The sequence below is a fragment of the Streptomyces sp. NPDC001858 genome (genome assembly GCF_053594615.1).
In genome coordinates this window covers 81,710-102,876 of record NZ_JBSFEV010000024.1, presented here as the reverse complement: position 1 = coordinate 102,876, position 21,167 = coordinate 81,710, and the positions used below count along the sequence as shown (strand labels likewise).

17 protein-coding genes are annotated in these 21,167 nt (G+C 71.6%); 2 read left to right on the top strand and 15 right to left on the bottom strand.

From position 1 onward, the window contains the following. Positions 1-95 precede the first annotated feature (95 nt). From ilvN to ACWCPF_RS28975, 4 genes are all read right to left on the bottom strand, one after another. Complete coding sequence (gene ilvN / locus ACWCPF_RS28990) at positions 96-620, bottom strand: acetolactate synthase small subunit (protein WP_351916523.1); 525 nt, start codon at positions 618-620, stop codon at positions 96-98. A 22-nt stretch (positions 621-642) separates the two neighbouring features. Continuing rightward, positions 643-2,490, bottom strand: a complete 1,848-nt coding sequence (locus ACWCPF_RS28985) for an acetolactate synthase large subunit (protein ID WP_451048053.1) — start codon at positions 2,488-2,490, stop codon at positions 643-645. Positions 2,491-2,735: 245 nt separating this feature from the next. After that, complete coding sequence (locus ACWCPF_RS28980) at positions 2,736-5,807, bottom strand: putative bifunctional diguanylate cyclase/phosphodiesterase (protein WP_451048052.1); 3,072 nt, start codon at positions 5,805-5,807, stop codon at positions 2,736-2,738. 384 nt (positions 5,808-6,191) lie between these two features. After that, entirely contained in the window at positions 6,192-7,157 is a 966-nt protein-coding gene (locus ACWCPF_RS28975) for a 2-hydroxyacid dehydrogenase (protein WP_451048093.1), read from the bottom strand. Between the two features lie 88 nt (positions 7,158-7,245). On the opposite strand from ACWCPF_RS28975, the gene ACWCPF_RS28970 reads away from it, so the two are divergent. Together ACWCPF_RS28970 and ACWCPF_RS28965 are read left to right on the top strand one after the other, a co-directional pair. Beyond that, positions 7,246-8,256, top strand: a complete 1,011-nt coding sequence (locus ACWCPF_RS28970) for an aldo/keto reductase (RefSeq protein WP_451048051.1) — start codon at positions 7,246-7,248, stop codon at positions 8,254-8,256. A 236-nt stretch (positions 8,257-8,492) separates the two neighbouring features. Further along, on the top strand, positions 8,493-9,665 hold the full coding sequence (locus ACWCPF_RS28965) for a PQQ-dependent sugar dehydrogenase (protein WP_451048050.1): 1,173 nt from the start codon (positions 8,493-8,495) through the stop codon (positions 9,663-9,665). 39 nt (positions 9,666-9,704) lie between these two features. Here the strand turns inward: ACWCPF_RS28965 and ACWCPF_RS28960 are convergent, their stop codons facing one another. The 11 genes from ACWCPF_RS28960 to gatA all read right to left on the bottom strand — a co-directional run bounded on the left by ACWCPF_RS28960 (position 9,705) and on the right by gatA (position 21,164). Beyond that, entirely contained in the window at positions 9,705-9,932 is a 228-nt protein-coding gene (locus ACWCPF_RS28960) for a DUF6191 domain-containing protein (RefSeq protein ID WP_451048049.1), read from the bottom strand. Positions 9,933-9,966: 34 nt separating this feature from the next. Next, complete coding sequence (locus ACWCPF_RS28955; protein WP_451048048.1) at positions 9,967-10,224, bottom strand: type II toxin-antitoxin system RelE family toxin; 258 nt, start codon at positions 10,222-10,224, stop codon at positions 9,967-9,969. Between the two features lie 26 nt (positions 10,225-10,250). Further along, entirely contained in the window at positions 10,251-13,325 is a 3,075-nt protein-coding gene (locus ACWCPF_RS28950) for a helix-turn-helix transcriptional regulator (RefSeq protein WP_451048047.1), read from the bottom strand. Between the two features lie 128 nt (positions 13,326-13,453). Then, positions 13,454-13,663, bottom strand: a complete 210-nt coding sequence (locus ACWCPF_RS28945) for a hypothetical protein (protein ID WP_451048046.1) — start codon at positions 13,661-13,663, stop codon at positions 13,454-13,456. A gap of 197 nt (positions 13,664-13,860) precedes the next feature. Further along, positions 13,861-14,475, bottom strand: a complete 615-nt coding sequence (locus tag ACWCPF_RS28940) for a hypothetical protein (protein ID WP_451048045.1) — start codon at positions 14,473-14,475, stop codon at positions 13,861-13,863. A gap of 35 nt (positions 14,476-14,510) precedes the next feature. Next, positions 14,511-15,086: a GNAT family N-acetyltransferase gene (locus ACWCPF_RS28935; RefSeq protein ID WP_451048044.1), complete on the bottom strand. Its 576-nt coding sequence runs from the start codon at positions 15,084-15,086 to the stop codon at positions 14,511-14,513. Continuing rightward, positions 15,064-17,271, bottom strand: a complete 2,208-nt coding sequence (locus tag ACWCPF_RS28930; protein ID WP_451048043.1) for an MMPL family transporter — start codon at positions 17,269-17,271, stop codon at positions 15,064-15,066. Before ACWCPF_RS28930 ends, ACWCPF_RS28935 begins: the two co-directional genes overlap by 23 nt. Positions 17,272-17,452: 181 nt before the next feature. After that, positions 17,453-17,809, bottom strand: coding sequence for a hypothetical protein (locus ACWCPF_RS28925; protein WP_451048042.1), 357 nt, complete (start codon positions 17,807-17,809; stop codon positions 17,453-17,455). Between the two features lie 86 nt (positions 17,810-17,895). Then, positions 17,896-19,410, bottom strand: a complete 1,515-nt coding sequence (gatB, locus tag ACWCPF_RS28920) for an Asp-tRNA(Asn)/Glu-tRNA(Gln) amidotransferase subunit GatB (protein WP_451048041.1) — start codon at positions 19,408-19,410, stop codon at positions 17,896-17,898. Positions 19,411-19,425: 15 nt separating this feature from the next. Continuing rightward, positions 19,426-19,665 (bottom strand): hypothetical protein, encoded by a 240-nt coding sequence (locus tag ACWCPF_RS28915; protein ID WP_358806571.1) that lies wholly within the window; start codon positions 19,663-19,665, stop codon positions 19,426-19,428. After that, positions 19,662-21,164 (bottom strand): Asp-tRNA(Asn)/Glu-tRNA(Gln) amidotransferase subunit GatA, encoded by a 1,503-nt coding sequence (gatA, locus tag ACWCPF_RS28910; RefSeq protein ID WP_451048040.1) that lies wholly within the window; start codon positions 21,162-21,164, stop codon positions 19,662-19,664. Before gatA ends, ACWCPF_RS28915 begins: the two co-directional genes overlap by 4 nt. Positions 21,165-21,167: the final 3 nt, after the last annotated feature.

The window sequence follows — 21,167 nt, the reverse complement described above, 5'->3', positions numbered from 1 at the left end:
CACCGTATGACGGCGGGCGGAAGGGAAGTCTCGGGGTCTCGGTATACGGGCGGGACACGGACGGGCCGGTGACGCCGACCCGTCCGTTCCCATACTTACGCCGACCGGTCGAGCGCGCGCAGCGAACGGTCCGTGATCGAACGGGCGCCGCGGCCGATCGCGATCGTGCCGGACTGGACCAGCTCCTTGATGCCGTACGGTTCCAGCATCTTGAGCATGGCGGACAGCTTGTCGTGGCTGCCGGTGGCCTCGATGGTCACGGCCTCCGGGGAGACGTCGACCGTCTTGGCGCGGAACAGCTGGACGATCTCGACGATCTGGGAGCGCGTCTCGTTGTCGGAGCGCACCTTCACCAGAACGAGTTCGCGGTGAACGGCGGTTCCGGGCTCCAGTTCGACGATCTTCAGCACCTCGACGAGCTTGTTGAGCTGCTTGGTGACCTGCTCCAGCGGCAGGGCGTCGACGCTCACCACGATCGTGATGCGGGAGATGTCGGCGTGCTCGGTGACGCCGACGGCGAGCGAGTCGATGTTGAAGCCTCGCCGGGAGAACAGGGCGGCGATCCGGGCCAGGATGCCCGGCTTGTTCTCCACCAGGACGGAGAGCGTGTGCTTGGACATGTCTTCTTTACGTCTCTCTCGCTCAGTCGTCTTCGTTGTCGCCGAAGTCGGGGCGGACGTCCCGGGCGGCCAGGATCTCGTCGTTGGAGGTGCCGGCGGCGACCATCGGCCACACCATGGCGTCCTCGTGGACGATGAAGTCGATGACGACCGGGCGGTCGTTGATCGAGTTCGCCTCTTCGATGACCTTGTCGAGGTCGTCCGGGGACTCGCAGCGGATCGCGTGGCAGCCCATGGCCTCCGACAGCTTCACGAAGTCGGGGACGCGGGTGCCGCGGGCGTCGGGGTTGACGTCGTTCGGACCGCTGTGCAGCACGGTGTTGGAGTACCGCTGGTTGTAGAACAGGGTCTGCCACTGGCGGACCATCCCGAGGGCGCCGTTGTTGATGATGGCGACCTTGATCGGGATGTTGTTCAGGGCGCAGGTGGTGAGTTCCTGGTTGGTCATCTGGAAGCAGCCGTCGCCGTCGATCGCCCAGACCGGCCGGTCCGGGGCGCCGGCCTTGGCGCCCATCGCGGCCGGGACCGCGTAGCCCATGGTGCCCGCGCCGCCGGAGTTCAGCCAGGTGGCGGGCTTCTCGTACTGGATGAAGTGGGCGGCCCACATCTGGTGCTGGCCGACGCCCGCGGTGAAGATCGTGCCCTCGGGGGCGAGTCGTCCGATGCGCTCGATGACCTGCTGCGGGGAGAGCGAGCCGTCGGCGGGCTGGTCGTAGCCCAGCGGATAGGTCTCGCGCCAGCGGTCGAGGTCCTTCCACCAGGCGGCGTAGTCGCCGGTCTGGCCCTCGCTGTGCTCCTTCTGCACCGCCTGGATCAGGTCGGCGATGACCTCGCGGGCGTCCCCCACGATCGGCACGTCGGCGGCGCGGTTCTTGCCGATCTCGGCCGGGTCGATGTCCGCGTGGACGATCTTGGCGTGCGGCGCGAAGCTGTCGAGCTTGCCGGTGACGCGGTCGTCGAAGCGGGCGCCGAGGGCGACGATCAGATCGGCCTTCTGCAGACCGGTGACGGCGGCCACCGAGCCGTGCATGCCCGGCATGCCCAGGTGCTGCGGGTGGCTGTCGGGGAACGCGCCCAGCGCCATCAGCGTGGTGGTGACGGGCGCGCCGGTCAGCTCGGCGAGGACCTTCAGCTCTGCGGTGGCGCCGGCCTTGATGACACCGCCGCCGACGTACAGGATCGGCCGCTTGGCGGCGGTGATCAGCTTGGCGGCCTCCCGGATCTGCTTGGCGTGCGGCTTGGTCACCGGGCGGTAGCCGGGCAGGTCCATGACCGGCGGCCAGGAGAACGTCGTCTTCGCCTGGAGGATGTCCTTGGGGATGTCGACCAGGACCGGGCCGGGGCGGCCGGTGGAGGCGATGTGGAAGGCCTGCGCGATCACCCGGGGGATGTCCTCGGCCTTGGTGACCAGGAAGCTGTGCTTGGTGATCGGCATGGTGATGCCGACGATGTCCGCCTCCTGGAAGGCGTCCGTGCCGATCGCCTTGGACGCCACCTGGCCGGTGATCGCCACGAGCGGCACCGAGTCCATGTGGGCGTCGGCGATCGGGGTGACCAGGTTGGTCGCGCCGGGGCCGCTCGTCGCCATGCAGACGCCGACCTTGCCGGTGGCCTGCGCGTATCCGGTGGCCGCGTGACCCGCGCCCTGCTCGTGGCGGACCAGGACGTGGCGGACCCTCGTCGAGTCCATCATCGGGTCGTAGGCGGGCAGGATCGTGCCGCCGGGAATGCCGAATACCGTCTCGGCGCCGACCTCCTCGAGCGAACGGATGAGGGACTGCGCACCCGTCACGTGCTCGACGGAAGCGGAGTGCTGTCCTCCGGATCGGGGCCGTGGCTGCGGATGAGCCCCGGTGGCCTGCTCGGTCATCGGCATTCTCTTCTCGATGCTGAGGGTTTTACTGAGGGTTTCACTGAGGGTCTGGCTGGGGTCCTGCGGGTTTTGTGCAACAAAAAACCCCTCGTGCCAGAAGGCAAGCGAGGGGAGCGCGCCGGGTGTGGGTCGCTGTGCGTTCCGGGTCCTCCCGGACGTCACCAGCGTCAGCCGACGCGCTTTCCAAGTACGAGAATTCGGGTGCGCATGGCATTGACCCTCCCCCTGGCGCGCACCGACTGTCAAGTGGGTGGGACGGGAGTCTCATTATGTGAGCGAAGGGCACTTCCGCTCCCCAGAACGGCTGTCACTGCGGCAGTCACCCCACTGGTGTACACCCCCGCGCCGCCGCCCGCGAACGCCGGCTCGGCCGGGCCGTGCGGCACCGGGTAGCGGCCGGTCGCGAGCCCCCGGCGCAGCCGGTACTCGTCCAGCGGTCCGGAGAACGCCATGCCCTGGCCGTGCGTGCAGCCCAGCGCGCGCAGGGCGACGACCTGCTCGGGCAGGTCCACGCCGTCGGCCACGGACTGCAGTCCGAGATCGCCGGCGATCCGCAGCAGCCCACCGGTGATCTTGTGCAGCCGCGCGGACTCGACGACCCCCTCGACCAGCGAGCGGTCGAGCTTGAGCACGTCGACGGGGAGCCGCCGCAGTGCGGTGAAGGTCGCGTAGCCGCTGCCGAAGCCGTCCAGGGCGATGCGGACGCCGAGGCGCTTCAGGGCCGCCAGCCGGCGCTCCAGCTCGTCCAGCGGGACTCTGGGGTCGGTGTCGGACAGCTCGACCACCAGCGACCCGGACGGCAGCCCGTGCCGCGTCAGCAGGGCCTCGACGGAGCCCAGCGGCATCGACCGGTCCAGCAGCCGCCGGGCGCCCACCCGCACGACCACGGGCACGGTGAGCCCGCCGGCGGCCCGGTCGGCGGCCTGTTCGACGGCCTCCTCCAGCAGCCAGCGGTCCAGCTCGGCCGTCTTGTCGCTGTCCTCCGCGACCCGCAGGAACTCGGCGGGCGTGAAGAGCACTCCTTGGGAGGAGCGCCAGCGGGCCTGCGCGGCGACCGACGAGATCCGGCCGTCCTCCAGGCGCACCACGGGCTGGTGCAGCAGGGCGAACTCGCCGTCGTGCAGCGCGGCACGCAGCCGCGTGGCCAGCTCCGCCTTGCGTACGACGTCCTGCTGCATCTGCGGCTTGTAGAGCTCGACCCGGCCCTTGCCGCCCGCCTTGGCGCGGTACATGGCGAGGTCGGCGTTGCGCAGCAGCTCTCCGGCGCCGAGCCCCGGTTCGGCGAAGGCGACGCCGATGGACGCGGCGACCCGGACCTCGTTGCCGTCGATCAGGTAGGGCTGCGAGAGCGTGAGCCGGAGCCGGTCGGCGAGTTCCAGTATGTGGCGTTCCCGGGCGGCCCGGTCGCGGGTGCCGTCGCCGACGATCAGCGCGGCGAACTCGTCGCCGCCCAGCCGGGAGGCGGTGTCGCCCTTGCGGACCGCTTCGTGGAGCCTGCGGGCGGCCTGGACCAGCAGTTCGTCCCCGGCCGCGTGGCCGATGGTGTCGTTGACGGCCTTGAAGCCGTCGAGGTCGATGAAGAGGACCGCGGTGTTGCGCAGCGCGGGGCCGCGGTCGGAGCTGCGGCGGCCGGACAGGGCCTGCTGGACGCGCCGGGTGAACAGCGCGCGGTTGGGCAGGTCGGTGAGCGGGTCGTGCTCGGCGTTGTGCTGGAGCTGCGCCTGGAGGCGGACGCGCTCGGTCACGTCCCGGCTGTTGAAGATCAGGCCGCCGTGGTGCCGGTTGACGGTCGACTCGACGTTGAGCCAGCCCCCGTCGCCGGAGCGGAAGCGGCACTCGATGCGGGTCGTGGGTTCGTCCTGGGGGCTCGCGGCGAGGAAGCGGCGCACCTCGTGCACGACGCAGCCCAGGTCCTCCGGGTGGATCAGGTTCGCCAGTTCGCTGCCGACCAGCTCTTCCGCGGGCCGGCCGTAGACCCCGGCGGCGGCCGGGGAGACGTAGCGCAGGATGCCGCTGGGGGCGGCGATCATGATGACGTCGCTGGAGCCCTGCACCAGGGAGCGGAAGTGGTTCTCCTTCTGCGCCAGTTCCTGGGTGAGGGTGATGTTGTCGAGCAGCATGATCCCCTGGCGCACCACCAGGGCGAGCACGACGGCGCCGCCGGTCAGCAGCACCACGCGGTCGACGCTGCGGCCGTTGAGGACGTTGTAGAGGATCCCCAGGGTGCAGACGGCGGCGGCGAGATAGGGCGTCAGCGCGGCCAGGGAGCCGGTGATGGGCCGGGTGGCCGGATACCGGCCGTGATCGCCGCCCTGGGGAGGCGTCTGCGCGGCCGGGTGGGCGGACGCGTGGGCGGCAGGGTGAGCGGCCGGGTGCGACGGTCCGTGCGGGTAGCCGCCGGTGCGGTGGCCGGGTACGTGCTCGTGCACCACACGCGTGTGCCCCTCGTCCGACGCCGGTCCCTGCTGGCGGGAGGCGGCCCAGGGCGCGTACGCCAGGAGCAGCGAGCCGGCGAACCAGCCCGCGTCGAGCAGTTGGCCCGAGCGGTAGTTGTTGTGCAGCAGCGGTGAGGTGAACAGGGCGTCGCACATCACGGTCAGCGCGAGGGCGCCGACGGCGGTGTTGACCGCCGAGCGGTTCACCGCGGTGCGCCGGAAGTGCAGCACCAGCACCATGCTCACCAGGGCGATGTCGAGCAGCGGATACGCCAGCGACAGCGCCGCGTGCGCCACGCTGGGCCCGTCGAACTTCGCCGCCTGGGCGAGCGCGAGGCTCCAGGAGAGGGTGAGCAGCGAGCCGGCGATCAGCCAGGCGTCCAGCGCCAGGCAGACCCAGCCGGCCTTCGTCATCGGTCGGGCGGCGAGCACGAGCAGTCCCACGATGGCGGGGGGCGCGAAGCAGAGGAAGAACAGGTCGGCGTAGCTGGGGCTGGGCACGGGCCGGCCCAGGACCACCTCGTACCACCCCCAGACCAGGTTGCCGAGGGCCGCCATCGCCGAGGAGAGCGCGAACAGCAGCCAGGCGGGTCGAAAGCGGATGCGGCGGGTGCGCGCGTACAGGAAGCAGGAGACGGCGGCGGTGCCCGCCGCGGCGCTGAGTCCGAAGTCGCCCATGATCAGGGCGAGTTCGTCCGACCCCCAGCCGAGCGCGGAACCGATGGCGTATCCCGCGCACAGCAGGGCCAGCAGCAGTTGGTGGAGGAGGTTCGATGCGGGGCCGCCCTTGGCCGGCGGCACGGTGCGTGGCGTCCCCGTCGAGGGCTGCGTGCGCAGCTTTCCGTCGAGGAGAGTCGTGGAGGTGGTGGGCGAGCTCACCGGGTCCTCCCGGTCCGCGTCGCTCCCGAATCCCTCGGGTCCGAGAACACCGGCTGTGCGTGGCTCCGGTGGCGGTGAGTGTCGTGACCGTGCCTACGCGCGGTCGAGCGCCAGGGTCGCCGCCGGCGGCTCCGCCGCGTCGGATCGTTCGTCCAAAGGCCGTGCATCGCCCGTCGCCCCCCTCACAAGTCTGAAATATCCATCCCTCACGCCGAAAGTGCGCGGCGCAGCCCCTGTCGGGACGATACACCAGTCTCGTCACTCAGGGACATAGTTCCTCTACGCTGCGTGACGATCATCGGCATATGCGCCCGGAAGAGGTACGGACCGCGTCCGGGGGACTGCGGAGGGTGCCCGAACCGGACTACAGGTGTGCCCCGGTCGTCACGATCCGTTCGCCGTGCCCGTCGTAAGGATCACGTTGCGCAGCGGCTCCCGGTTCACGAAGCGGCCCAACTGGTCCACCAGCAGGCGCTTGGCGCGGGGCAGGAAGGCGGAGGTGGGGCCTCCGACGTGCGGGCTGACGAGCACGCCCGGCGCGGTCCACAGCCGGTGGCCCGGGGGCAGCGGCTCGGGGTCGGTGACGTCCAGCGCGGCGGTGATGCGGCCGGTCTCCAGTTCGGCGAGCAGCGCCTCGGTGTCGACGACCGGGCCGCGGGCCACGTTGACCAGCAGTGCGCCGTCCTTCATACGGCCCAGGAAGTCGGCGTCGACCAGGCCGAGCGTGCTCTCGGTCAGCGGCGTGGACAGGATCACGACGTCCGCCTCGGGGAGCAGGGCGGGCAGTTCGGCGATCGGATGCACAGGCCCGCGCGCCGTCGTGCGCCAGGAGCGCGCGACGCGCGCCACCCGCGCCACCTCGAAGGGCACGAGCCGGTCCTCGATGGCGGAGCCGATGGAGCCGTACCCGACGATGAGCACGTTCTTGTCGGCGAGCGCGGGGTGGAAGCCGCTCTGCCACAGCCCCTTGTCCTGGGCGCGCACGAAGTCGGGGACGCCGCGCAGGGCGGCGAGGGTGAGGGTGAGCGCGAGTTCAGCGGTGCTCGCCTCGTGCACCCCGCGCGCGTTGCACAGCCGCACACCGGGCACGAGGTCCGCCAGTTGGACGCTGACGTCGTCGACGCCGGCGCTGAGCGTCTGCACGACCTGGAGGCGGCGCATCTGCCGCAGCGGCCGTACCTTCACGGACTGCTGCTTCAGGTAGGGCACCACATAGAAGGCGCAGTCCGCGGGATCGGCCGGGAACTCCTGGTCCCCGTCCTCGCCGCCGTCCCAGAAGCGGTAGTCGAGCCCCTCGGGAAGACCGTCGATGTCCTCTGGCGGAAGGGGCAGCCATACGTCGAGTGCCATGTCTGAGCTCATGGGCAGGAGGCTATGTCAGGCACACGTCGACACAGACGTTAGGTTGGGGGGTCTGGAGAGGGAGGGTTTCGGGCAGGTGGAGCGCAGGAGGATCGGCGCGGGGGCGCTCGAGGTGGGGTCCGTCGGACTCGGGTGCATGCCGATGAGCTGGGCGTACAGCGGGTCGCGGCAGCGGGGCGACGAGTCGCTGAGGGCGGTGCACCGGGCGCTGGACGCGGGTTCGTCCCTGCTGGACACCGCCGACATGTACGGCCCGTTCACCAACGAGCTCCTGGTGGGGCGGGTGTTGAAGGAGCGGCGCGAGGATGCGTTCGTGTCGACGAAGGTCGGTCTGCTCGTCGGTGAGCAGCACATCGTGGCCAACGGCCGTCCCGGGTATGTGAAGCGGGCCTGCGACGCCTCCCTGCGACGGTTGCAGACGGATGTCATCGACCTCTACCAGTTGCACCGCGCCGACCCCGAGGTCCCGGTCGAGGAGACCTGGGGCGCGATGGCCGAGCTGGTGGCGGCGGGCAAGGTGCGGGCCTTGGGGCTGTGCGCGATGGGCGCGCGGGGCGGTCGGCGATCCGGTGGGCGATCCGGTGGGCGACTGCACGACGGAACGATTCGGCAGCTGCGGCGGGTGCAGCAGGTCTTCCCGGTGAGCGCGGTGGAGGCGGAGCTGTCGGTGTGGTCGCCGGAGGCGCTGGACGACCTGCTGCCGTGGTGCGCGGCGCGGGGAATCGGCTTCGTGGCGGCGATGCCGCTCGGCAACGGCTTCCTGACCGGCACGCTGACCCCCGGCGAGGGCTTCGAGCCCGACGACATGCGGGCCCGGCACCCGCGTTTCACCGCCGAGATGATGGCCGCGAACCAGCCGATCGTCGCCGGTCTGCGCCGGGTCGCCGCCCGGCACGGGGACGCGGTGACGGCGGCGCAGGTGGCCCTGGCCTGGGTGCTGGCGCAGGGCCGGCACGTGGTCCCGGTGCCGGGCGCCAAGCACGAGCGCTGGGCAGCGGAGAACGCGGAGGCATCGGCACTGCGGCTGACGCCGCAGGACCTGGCGGAGGTGGCGGAACTGCCGGCGGCACGGGGTTCGTGGGAGTAAGCCCCGCTCTCGGCTACCGCCTCGGGCTCCGCCCCGGGTCCCCCGCCGGGCTCCGCCCCGGGTCCCGCCCCGGGTCCCGCCCCGGGTCCCGCGCCGGTTGCCGTCTCGTGGATCCCGCTTCGGGGGCCGCTGGGCGTCCCGCTTTCGGGGTGGGTTCGGGTGGATCGGGAACCCCTGAGGGCTCTGCGGCGTAGGACAAGTGGGGCCCGCCGAAGGCGCCTCCGTGCCGAAGGGACATGATCGTGCAACGTCGAGCTGTGTCGGCCGTGATGGCCACGAGCGCACTCCTGCTGACGGCCGGCTGCTCCTCCGACGGCGGAGGAACGGCCGGGGCGGCCGGAACCGCCTCGCCGAGAGGTACGACGACGGCGTCCGCGTCCTCGTCCGCCCCGTCCGCCGAGGAGACCCCGCCCGCGAAGGGCACGGTCAAGGTGGTGCGTACGGTCGCCGAGGGCCTGAACAGCCCCTGGGGCCTCGCTCCCCTTCCCGAGGGCGGCCTGCTGGTCGCCTCACGCGACGAGGGGACGATCACGCTGGTGGACGCGAAGACGGGCGCGAAGACCGAGGTCGGCGAGGTGCCGGGCGTCTCCGCCGCGGGCGAGGGCGGCCTGCTGGGCCTCGCCCTCTCCCCCGACTACGCCTCCGACCACATGGTCTACGCGTACTTCACCTCGGCCTCGGACAACCGCATCGTCCGGATGATCTACGACGCGAAGCGGCCCGCCGGGGACCGGCTGGGGGCGCCCGACACGGTCTTCAGGGGCATCCCGAAGGGCACGATCCACAACGGCGGGCGGATCGCCTTCGGCCCGGACAAGATGCTGTACGTCGGCACGGGCGAAAGCGGCGACCGAGGTCTGTCCCAGGACAAGAAGTCCCTGGGCGGCAAGATCCTGCGGCTGACCCCGGAGGGCGAACCGGCCGCCGGCAACCCGTTCCCGGACTCTGCGGTGTACTCGTACGGCCACCGCAATGTGCAGGGGCTGGCCTGGGACTCCAAGCAGCGTCTGTTCGCGTCGGAGTTCGGCCAGAACACATGGGACGAACTGAACGCGATCGAGCCGGGCGCCGACTACGGCTGGCCGAAGGCGGAGGGCAGGTCCGAGGACGACGCGTACCGGAACCCGATAGCCCAGTGGGGCACCGACGACGCCTCTCCCAGCGGCATCGCCTACGCCGAGGGCTCGATCTGGATGGCGGGGCTGAGGGGACAGCGCCTGTGGCGCATCCCGCTGAACGGCACGGCGGCCTCGGCAGACCCGCAGGCCTTCCTCGAAGGCGAGTACGGGCGGCTGCGCACGGTGGTGGCGGCGGGCGGCGACAGACTGTGGGTCACGACGAGCAACACGGACGGGCGCGGTGACCCGAAGTCGGGCGACGACCGAATACTGGAGCTCCAGGTGAGCTGACGCTCCGCGAAAGCGCTCCGCCGGAGATCAGGTACTTCGTCAGCGGGTCCGTCGTGGCTGGTCGCGCAGTTCCCCGCGCCCCTTCGCGGCGCCGTCCTCGTCCTCCGGTTCGGGGGCCCTGACCACGACCTTGCCCGACGCGAGGTCTATCGGGCCGCGCCCGGGATCGGCGTCCCCGACGTCCTCCCGGGTCAGCTCCAGCCTGTTCTGCTCGTCCCGGGTGTGCTTGCGACCCGGTGAGAACAGTTCCTCGAAGGCGTTGAACATCGCTGTTCCCTTCCGGGCCGCGTCGGGTCGGCGGTTACTCGTTGATGAGCGACTGGTCGAGGATCGCCACGGACACCAGGATCAGGAAAGCCCGGTGCACCATGTAGTCGACAGTCAGCCCCGGAGCGACCGACACGACACGGATGTCCTCGCCGCTGACAGCCTGGGACAGAGGCGTGAACGGGTCCTCGGCAAGTTTCAGGAGCCCACGCTCCAAGAGCTTGCGTCGGTCCTCCGGCAACGTGTCGCGCTGCGCTGCCGCACGCTCGGTGTACTCGATCTGGTACAACACGGCTCCTCCCTAGTGGACTGCCGCCATTATCGCGCCACCAACCCCTCCCCCGCCCCCGGCGGGAACAGGTGCAGTCGGTGGGCCAGGGCCGCTGCCTCGCCGCGGCCGGTGACGTCGAGCTTGGACAGGATGTTCGAGACGTGGACGCTCGCGGTCTTCGGGGAGATGAAGAGCTCCTCGGCGATCTGGCGGTTGCTGCGGCCGGCCGAGACCAGGCGCAGGACGTCGCGTTCGCGGCTGGTGAGGCCGAGGGCCGTGAGGGGGTCGGCCTCGGGGTCCGCGCGGTGCGGGGTGTGGGCCAGGGAGAGCCGGGCGCGCCGCGCGAGGAGGGTGACGGCTTCGGCCACGGGGCGGGCGCCGAGGTGGCCGGCGACGGCGTGGGCGAGGCGGAGGAGTTCGGCGGCGCGGTCGCGTTCGTCGTCGCCGCCGACGGAGAGCAGGGCCTCGGCGAGGCGGTACCGGGTGCGGGCCAGGTCGTAGGGGCGTTCGAGGCGCTCGAAGGCGGCGACCACCTCGGACCAGTCGTCCGGGTCGGTGCGGCCCTCGGCGCGCAGGAGTTCGGCGCGGACCCAGCGTTCGTGGGCCTGCCAGACGGGGGCGAGCGTGGCGAGCTGCTTGGCGGCGGCGCGGATCCGGTCGAGGAGGTCGGCACGCCCCGGTTCGGCGGCGGGCAGCGCGCGGGCGTCGCCCTCCGCGGAGGCGGCGGCGAGCAGCAGGGGCCAGGCGTAGTTCTGGGCGCCGGGCGGGAAGTCGCGGTCGAGGACGCGCGCGATGCGGGCGCGGGCGTCCAGCGGGCGCCCCTCGGCCGCGGCGAGTCCGATGGCGAGGCGGGCGAGGGGGAAGTGGTGCTGGGGCGCGTGATCGTGGTTGGCGAAGAAGTCCTCTGAGGCGGCGAGTTGCCGGCCGGCGTCCGCGAGGTCGCCCCGGGCGAGGGCGAGTTCGGCGCGCAGACCGGCGTGCGTGCCGCGGATCGACACACCCTGGCCGAGCCGTCCGGCGAGGGCGCAGGCGCGGTCCGCCTCCGCCCAGCGGCCCAGGGAGAACAGGGACTCGGTGAGGTTGCCCGCCATCCAGGCCTCGGTGTCGGGCAGTCCGTGCCGCTCGGCGTAGGCCTGGCCCTTCTCCAGGATCGGCACGGCCTCGCGGGAGCGGCCGACCGCCTCCAGTTCGGCGGGCAGGTTGACGTAGGCGTTGAGGGCGACGGACGGCATGTCCTCGGCGAGGGCCCGTTCCCTGACCTCGTTCAGCTCGGCGAGCCCGGCCTCGATATGGCCGGCGTGGACCATCAGGACGCCGAGGATCTGGCGGGCGTTGAGCTCGGTCTCGCGGGCGCCGACCAGCCGGGCGTACTCCACGGCCCGCTCGGCGTCGGCGAAGGCGTCGGGGCCGGGGGCGTGGACCATGCACCAGTTGGCGATGTGCATGAGCACCTCGGCGTGCACCTCGCTGGGCGGCAGACCGCGCACCAGGTCCTGCGCGGCGGCCAGCTCCTCGCGGCCGCTGCCCCGGCCCAGGGAGCGCAGCAGCCGGGAGCGCTGCACCCAGAACCAGGCGGAGCGCAGGGGGTCGTTGTCGTCCTGGAGCAGGCGCAGCGCCCGCTTGGTGATCTTCACGGCGCGTTCCCGTTCCCCGCAGTAGCGGCCGGCGACGGCGGCTTCCGCCATGAGGTCGAGGTAGCGCAGCGGGGTGGTGGCCGGGTCGCAGCCGCTGGGGGTCCCCCCGCGCCCTTCAGGCAGTGGGGGAGGGAAGGACTCGGTGTAGTCGACCGCGCGCAGGGCGGCCCGGATCTCCTCGGGCGCGGTCTCCCACAGCTCCATGGCCCGTTCCAGGAGCCGCAGTTGTTCGCTGTAGGCGCGCCGGGAGCGGGCCTCGACGGACGCGTCCAGGACGGCGGGCAGGGCCTTGGCCGGGTCGTGCGCGTGGTACCAGTAGCTGGCGAGCCGCATGACGCGCTCGTCGGCGGGGACGAGCGTCGGGTCCGCCTGGAGTGCTTCGGCGTAGCGGCGGTTGAGGCGGGAGCGTTCGCCGGGCAGCAGGTCGTCGCTGACGGCCTCGCGGACCAGGGAGTGGCGGAACCGGTAGCCGTCCCCGGCGGGGGTGGCGAGCAGGAGGTTGGCGTTCACAGCGGCCCGCAGTGCCTCGATGAGCTCGTCCTCGGCGAGCCGGGCGACGGCGTCGAGCAGCCGGGACTCTACGGTGGAACCGCCCTCGGCGACGATCCGGGCGACTTTCTGGGCGCCCTCGGGCAGCGCCTCGACGCGGACGAGCAGCAGGTCGCGCAGGGTGTCGGTGAGGCCGGGGCGGCAGCCCTCGTGGGCGGCGACGGCGAGTTCCTCGACGAAGAAGGCGTTGCCGTCGGAGCGCTGGAAGATGTCGTCGACCAGGTCGGGGTCGGGTTCCCGGGCGAGGATCCCGGCGATCTGGCGGCAGACCTCGTCGCGGGTGAGGCGGGCGAGTTCGAGACGCCGGACGGTGCGCAGCCGGTCGAGTTCGGCGAGCAGGGGGCGCAGCGGGTGGCGGCGGTGGATGTCGTCGGCGCGGTAGGTGGCGAGGACGACGAGCCGGCCGGTGCGCAGGGTGCGCAGCAGGTAGGACAGGAGGTGGCGGGTGGAGGCGTCGGCCCAGTGCAGGTCCTCCAGGGCGAGGACGACCGTGCGGTCGGCGGCGACGCGTTCCAGGAGGCGGGCGGTGAGTTCGAAGAGCCGCGCCATGCCCTCCTCGTTGTGCCGGCCGGCCCCGCTGCGGCCCAGCTCCGGGAGCAGCCGGGCGAGTTCCTCCTGCTGACCGGCCGCGGCGGCGGCGACTTCGTCCGGCAGGGCCCGGTGCAGGGCGCGCAGGGCGGTGGAGAAGGGGGCGAAGGGCAGTCCGTCGGCGCCGATCTCGACGCAGCCGCCGAGCGCGACGACCGCGTTCCGGCGGTGGGCGGCCGTGGCGAACTCCTCGACGAGCCGGGTCTTGCCGACCCCGGCCTCGCCGCCGATGAGCAGTGCCTGCGGCTCTCCCGCGGCGGCGCGGGAGAGCGCGTCGCTCAGGGTGTCCAACTCGTCGGCGCGACCGACGAAGACGGGGCTGACGGACCTGGTCTCCACGGGGGCGAGCATGGCATGCGGACGCGCGGGCGGCCCAGCGGTTATCGCCGGGCCGCCCGGGCTGCCCGGGCTGTTCGCGGAAGGGCGGCCGACCCCCGTGCGGCCGCCCTCCGCCACCGTGCCGGCCCCCGCCCGGGGGCTCACGCCGGCCGGGCGAACCGGAGCCTGCGGAGGCGGCCGGTATGCGATTCGCTCTCGGCGCCGCCTTCCGAGCGTTCGGCGGCGGCGCGTTCGGCGGCCTCGCGGCGGGCGGCGCGAGCGCCGCGGACGGCCTCGCGGACCTGCCGCTCGTGTGCGGCCCGGCGGAGCAGTTCGGCGGAGCGGGCCTGCTGAAACTCGTACTCGTACATGGTGTGCGTCCCCTGAGGTCGGTTTTTCCGGCTTCGCTCGGTGCGATGCCTCAACCTTCGTCTCCCAGGGGGGTGCGTCACATCGGGAGAGTTCCGCATCTTCGGCGGCGGGCGGGGCCTTAGACGCGCCTGAGGGGCCCTAGGCCGGCCGTAAGGTGCTTACGGTCGGTCTAAGACCCCTCGTGACGTGCGGGTACTCAGCTCGCGGAGGGCAGGCCGAGCAGTGCGTCGGTGTACTTCAGGACGGCCAGGAGCAGTCCGATGACACCGAGCGTGAGGCCGGCCCAGGAGACCGACTTGATCCAGGCCGCCTGCGGACGGGCGGGGTTGCCGAAGGCCGGGCGGGCCAGCACGACGACGGCTACGACCAGCGCGGCCAGCGCGAACAGGCCGCCCCACAGCGCGGTGGTCTGCCAGGCGTCGCCGTAGACGACCTCGATCTGCTTGGAGACGCTCGCGTTCGTGCTCGACGACATCTCCAGCTGGCCGACGACGTTCTGGCGGGCTCCGGCGACCGTGCCGATCCAGCTGCCGGTGAGCGACACGAAGCCGAGCACGGCGGCGACGACGGCGCCCGCGCCCTGGCCGATGCCGGTGGGGCCCTCCTCGGCCACGACGACGTCGGCGCCCTCCTCGAAGTCCGCGGCCTCGTCGGCGTCGTCGGTCTCCTCGGTGTCGGCGGCCTCGTCGCTCTCCTGGGGCTGCGTCACCTCGTCCGTGGCGTCGGTCTTGGTGACGTCCACCTTCTTGTCGTCGGTCTTCGCCTCGGGGCCGGTCTCTGCGCCGGCCTCGTCAACAGTCTTGGTTCCCATACCTCGCACCGTACGGACGCTCTCTGAGAGGTCCCTTAATGATCGTTGTGAGCGTCGCGCGCGTGTGCGTCGCGCCACTCCTGGGCCAGCACGGACCACACTTCGAGGTCGTGCCGCACCCCACGATAGGGGTAGGCCTGCCGGCGGACGCCGTCGCGGGTCATCCCCAGTCGCCGGGCGACGTTCAGGCTGGGCGTGTTCCCGGCGGAGGCGACCCATTCGACGCGCTGGATCCCGCGCTGCTCCACGGCGAAGTCGATCAGCACCCGCATGGCCCGGGTGATCAGCCCGCGGCCGGTGCCGTCGGGTTCCAGCCAGCAGCCGACCTCGCAGTTCGCGGCCTCGGCGTCGAAGTTCAGGAAGAGCACCCCGCCGACGAGCGTGCCGTCCAGCCAGATGCCGTGCAGCGAGCCGGTGTCGGCGGCGCGCATATCGGCGTACCGCTGCAGGACCTCCCGTGCGCCGGCCGCGTCGGTGGCCTTGGAGCCGAACGGGACGTACTGGTTGATGAACTCCCGGCCGCGCTCCAGGTGCGCCAGGAACTCCTCGGCGTGCCAGGGCTCCAGGGGGCGCAGTTCCGCTCCGTCGTCACCCAGCGATATCGCGTACATCCGGCCGCGGTCCCTTCTCCAGTGCCTCCACTGCCTCGGTGAGCCTCTCATGGGCGGCGCGGGACTCGGGCGGCTCGATGCTGATCCGCGGCAGCCGCCGGTCCAGCCAGCGCGGCAGCCACCAGTTGGCGCCGCCGAGCAGATGCATGAGGGCGGGGACGAGGAGCGTGCGCAGGACGAACGCGTCGAGGGCGACGGCCGAGGCGAGGGCGATGCCGAACATGGCGATCACCCGGTCGCCGCTGAGGACGAAGGCGAGGAAGACGGAGATCATGATGACGGCGGCGGAGTTGATCACGCTGCCGGTCTCGGCGAGGCCGATCCGGACGGCGCGCCGGTTGTCGCCGGTCTCCAGCCATTCCTCGTACATCCGGCTGACCAGGAAGACCTGGTAGTCCATGGAGAGGCCGAACAGCACCGACACCATGATCACGGGGAGGAAGGGCTCGATCGGCCCGGCCCGGCCGAGGCCGAGCAGCTCGCTCCCCCAGCCCCACTGGAAGATCGCGACGACGACCCCGAAGGCGGCGGCCACGGCGGCCACGTTCATCGCGGCGGCCTTGAGCGGTATGCCGACGGACCGGAACGCGAGCAGCAACAGCAGACAGCCCAGGCCGATGACGACGCCCACGAACAGCGGCAGTTTGCCGACGATGACGTCCGCGAAGTCGTCGTACCCGGCGGTCACCCCGCCGACGTGCACATCGAGGGAGGTGCCGGTCTCGGCGCGGGGCAGCACCTCGGTGCGCAGGCGGTCGACGAGTTCGCTTGTGCGCTGTGACTGCGGGGCGGACTCCGGCACGACGGTGAGGTACGCGGTGCGGCCGGCGGAGTCGAAGGTCACCGGGGTCGCGGACGCCACGCCCTCGGTGGTGCGCAGGGCGAGGTCCAGGTTGTCGAGGGCGAGCCGGTCCTCGGCGCCGTGGACGGAGGTCACCAGCGTCAGCGGACCGTTGACGCCGGCGCCGAAGCCTTCGGCGAGGAGGTCGTAGGCCTGGCGGGTGGTGGCGGACTTCGGGGCGTTGCCCTGGTCGGAGGTGCCGAGGTGGAGGGCGAAGGTGGGCAGCGCGAGGACGGAGATGACGCCCAGGGCGATGGCGCCGAGCAGTTTGGGGTGGCGCTCCACGAACGCCGACCAGCGGGCGGCGAAGCCGGTCGGCACCTCCGGCCGGGGCCCGTGTTCGGCGAGCCGGCGGCGCTCGCGTCGGCTGAGGGCGCGCATGCCGATGAAGGACAGCAGCGCGGGCAGCAGCGTCACGGAGGCGGCGACGGTGAGGACGACGGTCAGGGAGGCCGCTATCGCCACGCCGTTGAGGAAGCTCAGCCGCAGGATGAACATGCCGAGCAGGGCTATGCAGACGGTGGCGCCCGCGAAGACGACCGCGCGTCCGGTGGTGGCGACGGCGTTCGCGGCGGCCTCGGTGACCGAGAGCCCCCGTTTCAGCCCGCGCCGGTGCCGGGTCACGATGAACAGCGCGTAGTCGATGCCGACGCCGAGGCCGACGAGCATGCCGAGCATGGGCGCGAAGTCGGCGACGGTCATGGCGTGTCCGAGCAGCACGATGCCGGCGTACGCGGTGCCGACGCCGACCAGGGCGGTGGCGATGGGCAGCAGCGACGCGGCGAGCGAGCCGAAGGCGAGGAACAGCACGACCGCGGCGACGACCACGCCGACGGCCTCGGCGAGATGCCCGCCGCTGGACTCGGTGAGCGCGATGGCGCTGCCGCCCAGCTCGACCTGGAGCCCGTCGCCCTCGGCCGCCTTCGCGGTCCGTACGACGGCTCGCGCCTCGGAGGCGTCGATGTCCTCGGCGCGGTCGGCGAAGGTGACGACGGCGTAGGCCGTGTGTCCGTCCGTGCTGGTCCGCGCGGTGGAGACGGAGCTGACGCCGGGCAGGTCGGCGATCTTCTCCAGGGTGCCGGTCATGGTCTGTTCGACGTCGGCGGCGCGGACGGTGCCCGAGGCGGTGTGCCAGACAACGGTGTCACTGTCGCCGCCGAGATCCGGGAAGCCCTCCGCGAGCAGTCGGGCGGCTCGGCCGGACTCGGTGCCGGGGACCTCGTAGTCGTTGGAGTACGCGGAGCCGGTGGCGATGGCGGCCGAGGCCGTGCCGAGGAGCGCGAGAAGCCAGAGCAGAAGCGTGAGAAAGCGGTTGCGCACACACCATCGAGCAAGGGCTGCCACTGACGTGCTCCCGGAGGTGAATTGTGGATCTTTGACCGGGAAACAGCCCGCAAAGAACGTATGACTGATGCGGTATCACTCTCGCAGGCGCAAGAGATCGTTTGTTTCGATCGTGCGTCTTTTCACAAGAGTGGGAGCCAGATCACAAGACAATAACGACAGGCCTGTCAGTCGGCGCCTGTCAGTCGACCTGGTCGCCGAACGCCATCACCATCACGCCGGCGATCAGCAGCCAGAGGGCGCGCCGGGTCCGGCCGCGGGAGCCCAGCAGCGCGGCGAGGGCGCAGACGGCGGCGCCGAGGGCGTAGGCCGCCGGGACGAGGGCCGGGGAGGAGCCGGTCAGGCGCAGGAGGGAGGCGGCGAGGCCGGCGAGGGTGAGCAGCGCTCCGGTGCCGGTCGCGGTCCAGCGGGCCCGCCGGGCGTCCTCGAAGTCGAGTTCGTCGTCCGTGTCCTCGATGTCGCCGTCCTTTGTCTCGCCGTCCTTCGTTCCGCCGTCGTCTATGTCGCTGTCGGGGTCGGAGTCGGTTCGTGCACTCATGGCGGGCGAGCGTAGCGCGTCGGGCTGAGAACGGGAGAAGGGATGCACCGACGACTCGGTGCATCCCTTCGTGAAGTTCCCGGGTCTCAGCCCTCGCTGACGCCCAGCTTCTCGAGGATCAGCTCCTTGACGCGGGCCGCGTCGGCCTGTCCGCGAGTGGCCTTCATCACGGCGCCGACCAGGGCGCCGACGGCGGCCACCTTGCCGCCGCGGATCTTGTCGGCGACGCCAGGGTTGCCGGCGATGGCCTCGTCGACGGCCGAGCCGAGCGCGGAGTCGTCGGAGACGACCTTCAGCCCACGCTTGACGACGACCTCGTCCGGGGTGCCCTCGCCCGCGAGGACGCCCTCGATGACCTGGCGGGCCAGCTTGTCGTTCAGATCCCCGGCGGTGACCAGCTCGGTGACCCGGGCGACCTGCTCGGGCGTGATCGCCAGCTCGTCCAGGGACTTTCCGGACTCGTTGGCGCTGCGGGCCAGTTCGCCCATCCACCACTTGCGGGCGGAGGCCGCGTCGGCGCCGGCGTCGATCGTGGCGACGATCGGGTCCAGGGCGCCGGCGTTGAGGATCGACTGCATGTCGGTGGCGGAGACGCCCCACTCGGCGATCAGCCGGCCCCGGCGGGCCAACGGCAGCTCGGGCAGCCCGGCGCGGATCTCCTCGACCCACGCGCGCGACGGGGCGATCGGCACCAGGTCGGGCTCCGGGAAGTACCGGTAGTCCTCGGCCTCTTCCTTCACCCGGCCCGAGGTCGTCGACCCGGTGTCCTCGTGGAAGTGGCGGGTCTCCTGGATGATCGTCCCGCCGCTGTTCAGGACGGCCGCGTGCCGCTGGATCTCGAACCGGGCCGCACGCTCCACGGACCGCAGCGAGTTCACGTTCTTGGTCTCGCTGCGGGTGCCGAACTTCTCCCGGCCGTGCGGGCGCAGCGACAGGTTCACGTCGCAGCGCATCTGGCCCATCTCCATGCGGGCCTCCGACACGCCGAGCGCCCTGATGACCTCGCGCAGCTCGCGGACGTACGCCCGGGCGACCTCGGGAGCGCGCTCGCCCGCGCCTTCGATCGGCTTGGTGACGATCTCGATGAGCGGGATGCCGGCGCGGTTGTAGTCCAGCAGGGAGTGGGACGCGCCGTGGATCCGGCCGGTGGCGCCGCCGACGTGCGTCGACTTGCCGGTGTCCTCCTCCATGTGGGCGCGCTCGATCTCCACGCGGAAGGTTTCGCCGTCCTCCAACTGCACGTCGAGGAAGCCGTTGAAGGCGATCGGCTCGTCGTACTGGGAGGTCTGGAAGTTCTTCGGCATGTCCGGATAGAAGTAGTTCTTCCGGGCGAACCGGCACCACTCGGCGATCTCGCAGTTCAGCGCGAGACCGATCTTGATCGCCGACTCGATGCCGATCGCGTTGACGACCGGGAGCGCGCCGGGCATGCCGAGGCAGGTGGGGCAGGTCTGCGTATTGGCGTCCTGACCGAGTTCGGTCGAACAACCGCAGAACATCTTCGTCTTGGTGCCGAGTTCGACATGGACCTCAAGGCCCATGACGGGGTCGTACGACGCCAGCGCGTCCTCGTACGACTCCAGGTCGGTCGTGGTGGTCACGGTGAAACTTCCCTCTCAGCCCAGCAGGACGTCGTCGTCGCCCAGCCGCTTCAGCTCGCGGTACAGGATGGCGAGACCGGTGACGACGGCGACCGCGGACACGGTGGCGTCGATCAGCCGCAGCGTGTCGTTCTCGGCGCGGGCCCTCTTGATCTGCTTGGCGACGCCGATCGCGCCAAACGCGGTGCCGGCCATGGACAGGTACGTGCCGGACTTGGACTTCTTGAAGCCCTTGGCCTTGTTCAGTGCACTCACAGCGACGGAGCCTCCTCGAGGAGCGGGTGCCCCCACTTTTCCACGAAGGCGGCCTCGACGGCGGCTCCGACCTTGTAAAGCCGGTCGTCCTTCAGCGCGGGGGCGATGATCTGCAGCCCGACCGGGAGGTTGTCCTCGGGGGCGAGACCGCAGGGCAGCGACATGGCCGCGTTGCCCGCCAGGTTGGTCGGGATGGTGCACAGGTCGGCCAGGTACATCGCCATCGGGTCGTCGGCGCGCTCGCCGATCGCGAAGGCGGTGGTCGGGGTCGTCGGGGAGACGATCACGTCGACCTGCTCGAAGGCCTTCTCGAAGTCGCGCGTGATGAGCGTGCGCACCTTCTGGGCGGAGCCGTAGTAGGCGTCGTAGTAGCCGCTCGACAGCGCGTACGTGCCGAGCATGATGCGGCGCTTCACCTCGGGGCCGAAGCCCGCCTCACGGGTGAGGGAGGTGACCTCCTCGGCCGAATGGGCGCCGTCGTCGCCGGTGCGGCGGCCGTAGCGCAGACCGTCGAAGCGGGCGAGGTTGGACGAGCACTCGGACGGCGCGATGAGGTAGTACGCCGACAGGGCGAGGTCGAAGGACGGACAGTCCAGCTCGACGATCTCGGCGCCCAGCTCCTTCAGCAGCGCGACGGACTCGTCGAACCGCTGGATGACGCCGGCCTGGTAGCCCTCGCCGCGGAACTGCTTGACGACGCCGACGCGCATGCCGTCGACGCTGCCGTTGCGGGCGGCCTCGACGACCGGCGGGACGGGCGCGTCGATCGACGTCGAGTCCAGCGGGTCGTGCCCGGCGATGACCTCGTGCAGCAGCGCCGCGTCCAGGACCGTGCGGGCGCAGGGCCCGCCCTGGTCGAGGGAGGAGGAGAAGGCGACCATGCCGTAGCGGGAGACCGCGCCGTACGTCGGCTTGACGCCGACCGTGCCGGTGACGGCGGCCGGCTGGCGGATGGAGCCGCCGGTGTCGGTGCCGATGGCGAGGGGGGCCATGTGCGCGGCCAGCGCGGCGGAGGAGCCGCCGCCGGAGCCGCCGGGGATCTTGGTGAGGTCCCAGGGGTTGCCGGTCGGGCCGTAGGCGCTGTTCTCGGTGGAGGACCCCATGGCGAACTCGTCCATGTTGGTCTTGCCGAGGATGACGACGTCGGCGGCCTTGAGCCGCTTGGTGAGCGTCGCGTCGTAGGGCGGGATCCAGCCTTCGAGGATCTTCGAGCCGACGGTGGTCGGGATGCCCTCGGTGGTGAAGATGTCCTTGAGCGCGAGCGGGACGCCGGCCAGCGGGCCGAGCTGCTCGCCCCGGGCCCGCTTCTCGTCGACGGCGCGGGCCTGGGCGAGTGCGCCCTCGCGGTCGACGTGCAGGAAGGCGTGGACCTTCTCGTCGACGGCCTCGATGCGCGCGAGGTGCGCCTCGGTGACCTGGACGGCCGTGAGCTCGCCGGAGGCGATCTTCGCGGCGGTCTCGGCGGCGGTGAGCTTGATGATGGTGACGTGGTCCGTCATGGC